General features: G+C 59.7%; 6 protein-coding genes. 2 read left to right on the top strand and 4 right to left on the bottom strand.

Translation table 11 applies throughout. The features are described 5' to 3' along the window. Positions 1-63 precede the first annotated feature (63 nt). The gene (locus tag FEF26_RS11105) at positions 64-999 is read right to left on the bottom strand and encodes a tetratricopeptide repeat protein (RefSeq protein WP_138253604.1); all 936 of its coding nucleotides are present in this window, start codon (positions 997-999) and stop codon (positions 64-66) included. A gap of 35 nt (positions 1,000-1,034) precedes the next feature. Beyond that, a complete protein-coding gene (locus tag FEF26_RS11100; protein WP_138253603.1) occupies positions 1,035-3,287 on the bottom strand; it encodes a hypothetical protein in 2,253 nt (750 codons plus the stop codon). Positions 3,288-3,402: 115 nt separating this feature from the next. Here FEF26_RS11100 and FEF26_RS11095 point away from each other — a divergent pair, with 115 nt between their 5' ends. Then, positions 3,403-4,788, top strand: coding sequence for a S41 family peptidase (locus FEF26_RS11095; protein ID WP_138253602.1), 1,386 nt, complete (start codon positions 3,403-3,405; stop codon positions 4,786-4,788). A gap of 4 nt (positions 4,789-4,792) precedes the next feature. Next, positions 4,793-5,104: a hypothetical protein gene (locus FEF26_RS11090; protein WP_243730539.1), complete on the top strand. Its 312-nt coding sequence runs from the start codon at positions 4,793-4,795 to the stop codon at positions 5,102-5,104. Between the two features lie 27 nt (positions 5,105-5,131). Here the strand turns inward: FEF26_RS11090 and nucS are convergent, their stop codons facing one another. After that, positions 5,132-5,824: an endonuclease NucS gene (gene nucS, locus FEF26_RS11085; protein WP_138253601.1), complete on the bottom strand. Its 693-nt coding sequence runs from the start codon at positions 5,822-5,824 to the stop codon at positions 5,132-5,134. 105 nt (positions 5,825-5,929) lie between these two features. After that, entirely contained in the window at positions 5,930-6,193 is a 264-nt protein-coding gene (locus FEF26_RS11080) for a F0F1 ATP synthase subunit epsilon (RefSeq protein ID WP_138253600.1), read from the bottom strand. Between the last annotated feature and the right edge of the window lie 5 nt (positions 6,194-6,198).

The raw sequence follows: 6,198 nt of genomic DNA, 5'->3' as shown, positions 1-6,198 counted from the left end.
GCAGGATTATTAGCCATACCCAAGGTTAACACCAAAGCAATAACCTATTTTGGAGACACACCACTAGAAGAGAGCTGTTGCGAGCTTTTTCCGAGCTGCTACAACTCGCGGATCTGTGTCCCCTACGATGCTGAAGAGCTCAACCAGGTGCTTCCGCGCTGTTTCACGCCCCTCACCTGGGTGCGTCTGAATGTACCGAATGAGGCGTTGAAAGGCGTCTTCGACATGACCTCCCAGTACGTCTACGTCAGCGACGTCGGTCTGGGCTCGAACGTCATCCATGTTGTCCGCTGCGCGCTGACGCACTGCGGCGACATCGACATCTTTGGTTCGCTTCATGAGCTGGACCTGGGCGAGGCCCAGCTTGGCATCGGAATCGTCGGGTTTTTCCTTGAGTGCTTCGGCGAAAGCCTCAGCAGCTCCGTCGTAATCGCCGTTCTCGAGGGCCTCATGAGCTTTGCGGTGTAGTGGCGGCAGCTCAGGCTCTGCCTCTGGTTCCTGACCTCCGCGTTGAGACTGCGGAGGGACGGTTCCTGTGACGCCGTTCTGCGTCGCCAACTGCAGGATCTGACCGATAACCTCGGGAAGCTGCTCGACTGGTGCCGAGGCGTCGAACTCCCCTACGGGCTGACCGGAGAGAAAGGCTGTCACCACAGGAAGGTTCCCGGCCTGTTCAGCGATTTCCGGAGCGGAGGCCGCGTTGATGGTCGCCATTACCATCCGCCCTTGATGAGAGTCCACCGCCTTTTCCAAGGTTGCGGCGAATTGCTGCGAAGTCACATCATCGCCATGGATCAGCACCAGGACGGGCACTTGGGCTGACAGCTGGACGATCTGCTGAAGCTGCTGCGGCGCCACCGACACGACCCAGGAACCCTGAGTACCGGCAGGCTGCTGCCCTGCCGGGGCCTGCTGGGCCGATTTTTCGGCCAAAGTGGAGAGGTCTACTGCGCCGTGAGCATTGACGGAACGGTCGTTGGCTGAGTGATTGTCATTCATTGCTCGCCATCTTACCGTTCAAGGTTCACGGCGTTCTAGTAGTCGTCAAACCACTCTGGTGTGTTGATCGATGCGTCGGAGATGAGGTTGTCCACGCCCACGAGCACAGCCTCTTCTTCCGAGTCTTCCGGCGGGATATGGAGGACCACGAATTCGCGCGAAGTGATGCGGGTGGGGAAAGTGGTCCAGTCTGTCCCGACGATCTCCACCACCAGATCATGCTCTAGGAAAATAGTGTCGCCATCACCAATAGGGGACATTTCCATGGTCATGTCGAACGAGCCCGCTACCACGACGGTTCCGTCTGGCAGTTCTAAGGCTGAAGCGTTCTCCAAGTCCACTTCTGGGTTGTCGAACTCGATTTCGGTGTCGTCTGCAGCCTCGGTGAGCTCGTCATGGTACTCATGCAGAGCATCGATGTAGACGCTCTCGGCCATCTGGTCCCCAAAGTCATGATCCTCATCAACGAACCATCGTGAGACTCCCTGAAGTGCGGATGCGGGAGTACCTGAGTCCTCGGCGTCGCCAGGTGAAATGGTGGAGACTCCACCCTGCTCGGCGGAGAAGGCGGGGAATTCTGTCCCGGGAGCCATCATTGCTGTGTGGACGAGCTTGTAGTTCTCCCGGGCTGAGGCCTGCTCGATGATCAGAACTTGGGGAACCTCGGTGTCGGGATGTTCGACTATGACCACCGCTTGACGGGGAAACTCAGCGTCACCGGTGACTGCAGCAGAGAGCACCTCTGTACCGATCGGTGCAGGCATGGAGGTCTCGGCCAGATCATAGTTGCGGTAGGCCAATTCGCGATAGCCGAGGGCATCCCCGGCTACACGGTCCTCAAGGAGCTCAGTGTCACGTTCCTCATCACCGGCCTCCACCGCCTGTGCGATATCCTCCATGATGTTCTCGAGCTGCGAACCCAGCAATACTGAATAGCCTTCTGAGGGCACTTCACCTTCGACGCCTGGTTCTTCCTGGGTGCCCTCCTCATCCTGGAGGTCCTCAGCGTCCACATCGGCCGGATCGTCCAGTTCAACGTCGCTGTCTTCATCCTCCTCCAGCGCCTCGTCCTGCTCAGGAGTGTCTTCATCAGTCTGCTCCGAGTCGGCATCGGTGCCGTCTTCGTCTTCATCAGCGTGAGCCGGCCCCGCCAGACCCATGCCGGAGGCCAGGGCCACCAGTACAGCGAGCACTACTGCAAATGGGGATTTTCCTCCGCCGAGGCGGTCGCGCAATCCCTGCGCCCAACCGGAGAGCTTTTCGCTGTTCTCCTGGGTTGCTGGAGTAGAGGTATCCGGCGCGTCCATGGGGTCGATGTCCTCGTCGTCGTGATCGTCGTCCTGGTCGTGATCGTCGTGGTCCTGCGCTGATGATTCTGTGACCGCGTGGGCCGGGACCTCAGACGTGTCGTCGTCCTGCGGGGTCTCGGCGTCGTCGTCCTCTGCATGAATGGGTGTGTCTTCCACCGTTTCCTGCTGTCCGGTCTCGACCAGGGGTGTTGTCCATGCCGGGACAAACTCCTGTGTCGCATCGTCGTCTGCCGGCGTGGCCGATTCGCTTGGTTCAGCCACTTCGGCGCCTTTGACGTCTGTTGCGGGGGCAGATGAGGCTGCTGCCGCGGCGGCGGCTTCCTTTTTGCGGCGCGGCGCGCCTACAGCCCAGTAGAAGAGCCCAAGTGCTAGGAGGATAACCAAGGATCCGCTGATGAGCAGCGCGACGCCTCCCGTGTGGGAGTAGGTCACGGTTTCGGTTGCCGTGATAGCGGCGGGGGCTGCTTGATCGTCCTCACGGTAGATGAGGAGCGCCCAATCGCCTTCCTCATCAGGGGTGTCCCAGCGGTATGGCATTTCACCCTCAGCGGTCTCAACGCTGACCCACAGATCGGAGTCGGTGGGGTCCGGAACATCGGTCTCACCGTCGATGTACTCGGCAGTGATCCTCGACGACTGTCCTGGATCCTCAGAGTCTTCAATACCGGTAATGCGGTTGTGGGCGGCATCATCGAGCCATGCTTCGATGTCATAGGTCCGGCCGACGGCGATGAGGTATTCCCCCTCCGCTTCAATGGTGAACTCCTCACGGCCCGCCTCCGCGTCGATCACGTCGTTGGTGATGACGGTGAAGGGAGCGTCCTCTGACCCTTCCGTCTCGATGACGTGAGTCTCCTCCGTCTCCGCGGTCAACTGGTGGATGCCCAAGCCGAGCAGCGCCAAACCGGCGACGAAAGCAATAATGGCGTAAACGAATCGCACTGAGGTGTCGTCCTTAGAAGTAGCGGAACGGGGCATCTGGAACCCCGACCATGAATGTCCAACTCTCTAGAATACAGAACATAACGATATGGTTACAATTCAGGTAATTTTCAGGCGGCGGTCTGATCTCACCTTCCCATAGTCTCAGAATATGGTGCTCCCAACCTTCGACCAGAGCGTGCGCTGTGAAATCCTGGGCTTACCCGGCACTGAGAGTCTGCGTGACCTGCTAGAACTCGAAAGCAGAGAGTTCGAAGCTGTTCTTGGTCAGCCTATGGAGTTTGCTCCGCCGAGTCAGCGCAGGCGGAACGTGTGGCAGGTCAACGTCCAACCTGGGATATCGGCCTCTTCGCTGCATGCCGAGACTGAGAACCTTCGGTTGATCAGCAGGGTCCGCCGCCCGGCTGATTTCGCCGAGACGCTCCAGCTGCTTCATAGCCTTGCGCATTCCCCCACATCTTCCGCCCAATGTTCAGAATGCAGGACATATGCAGAAGTGGCCGCGAGGATCTCATCCGAGATTGCGAACACCTACCCGTACTTTACTCTCCGTGGTCTCTCATGGGACCGCATCTGTTCTCGCTACTCCGACCTGGGTTCGCTTCGCGGTGGCGCGTTCTGGCACATGGCTCAACGCTGGGTGGCGGAACTTGGCGACGCCCATACTGCCGTGCGTGCCCCAGGGAGCGTGAGCCACCCGCCCTATCGTGCTGAGATGACGCTGGCGGGAGCCGCGCTTCTCAGCGTCCCTGACGATTCCCGAGCCTTCCAAGCGGGAGTCCGTGTTGGCTGGCTCATGGATGTCGAGAGCCCGCACCTGTGGTTAGCGACCACGGGCGCGTCACCACAACAGCACGCCGAAGTTGCCGCGCGCCGGTTTATGACGATGGGCTCAGCGCCACGCACGTTCAGCGCACGCGACGGTCGGGGCCGCACTGTGGAGTGGCAGGAGCCCCCTCCGCCTGCCATGCCGTCCGTATCCAGGCACGGACCGACTCTGCGCGTAGCACGTTTCGAGAAATCAACACCTGCTTTGCTGTGCGCAGGACTGCGGAGTCTCAGCGATGAGGCGACTGTGGTTCTCGACCTGAGAGGAAACACCGGTGGAAACCTGGTCGCAGCGGACGCGTGCCGCCGAATGCTGATCAGAGAACCGGGCGAGTATGGAAGTGTCCGGTACTCGAACGCCCGCGGGTCACTATCTGCGCACTACCCGATCTGGTTGAATCCGAAGGCCACCACCTCTCCTGCACACCTTCGGATACTCGTAGACTCGATGACCTACTCGGCAGCCGAAGATTTTCTTCAACCCCTGGCGGATCTGGACAACGTTTCGGTGGAGGGCGGCCCAACGGGTGGCGGTTCAGGCCGGCCCAGAACCATTCCCCTGATGGGTGGCTACACCCTCAGGGTCAGCACTGCCATCACTTACACCACGCAGGGTGCACCCATTGAGCTCAAAGGTCTCAACGCCGCCACTCTCCCAAGAAGAACTCACGAGCACTCGACTGGGTCAGCCGACACTCTGCAAGAATAGGACGGTGGGAAAAGGAAAAGGACGACGTCGCGGCGGCTCCAAATGGCAGCAGCAGCACCGTCCTTTGACCGCCAACTCGATGGCACCGGGCGGCCTCACCTCGGCACGCGTGAAGCGTCGGGACGGTGAGTACTACGTCCGGCATATCTCCGGCCTAGCTGCCACCAAAGAATACGTCTGTCCCGCCTGCACCACGCCAATCAGCATCGGGACCGCCCATATTGTCGCATGGCGTGCCGACTGGATTTTCGGCGATGACAGTGCGGCTTCCGAGCGCCGCCACTGGCACACTCACTGCTGGCGGATCTCCGCCTGAGTATCTGGAGGAGGTGCGGGTTTCGATTCAGAAAAGTCGGGGAGCTCCGGACTCCTCACCTTTCATCTCGTCATAGTCCAGAACCACGCAGCGAATTCCCCGGTCCTCGGCGAGTGTCCGAGCCTGGGGTTTAATCTGCTGGGCAGCGAAGACACCTGCGACCGGCGACAGGAGTGGATCGCGGTTGAGGAGCTCCAGATAGCGCGTGAGCTGCTCGACGCCGTCGATATCACCTCGGCGTTTCAGCTCGACAGCAACGACCCCGCCGGGGCCTCTGGCGAGTATGTCGACGGGGCCGATGGGTGTGGCATGTTCCCGGCGAATGAGCGTATGTCCATCACCGAGGCGTTCAATCTGCTCCGCGAGCAGGCGCTGCAGATCAGCCTCTACTCCGTCTTTGACTAATCCGGGGTCCGTGCCCAGCTCATGAGCAATCTCATGGTGGATTTCAGTGATCAGGATGCTGAGCTGGTCATCAGACTTCTCTGCCGAGACCGTCCAGACTTCTTGAATACCAGCTTTTGCCTGATGCTCATCGGGATCTGAGACTTTGAGCACCGCAGGGGGTGACATCCAGTTGAGCGGCTTATAGGAACCACCGTCGGAGTGAATGAGCACGGCACCATCGGCTTTGACCATGATGAGCCGTTTGGCCAACGCGAGATGGGCGTTCAGACGTCCAGAGTAGTTGACTGAGCAACTGGCAATCACTAATCGCACGGTTATTGATCCTACCGGAGAACCCGTGGCCACGAACTCAAACACTGATGGCCCCAACATGTGTCGGGGCCATCAGATGAGACAGATATAGAGCGTTGCTAGGGACTACTCAGACACATCCGCTTCATCGGCGACAACAGTGATCTTGTCAGAGTCCACGGAGAAGAACCCTCCCTTGACGTGCGCCTTTACTGTGCCCCCTTCGACTGGTTCGATGACAAGTTCTCCCTCGGCCAGGAGAGCAAGCACCGGCGTGTGTCCGGGAAGGATCCCGATGTCGCCTTCAATTGTGCGGCCGGTGAGGGACTTCGCTTCACCTGACCACACCGCGTGGTCGGTCGCAACGACTTGTACGTCAAGTGTAGCCATCAGGA

The organism is Nesterenkonia salmonea (assembly GCF_005771525.1).
GTDB classification, from domain to species: domain Bacteria; phylum Actinomycetota; class Actinomycetes; order Actinomycetales; family Micrococcaceae; genus Nesterenkonia; species Nesterenkonia salmonea.
The sequence above is the reverse complement of the archived record's forward strand: the minus strand, read 5'-3'. Positions and strand labels throughout refer to the sequence as shown.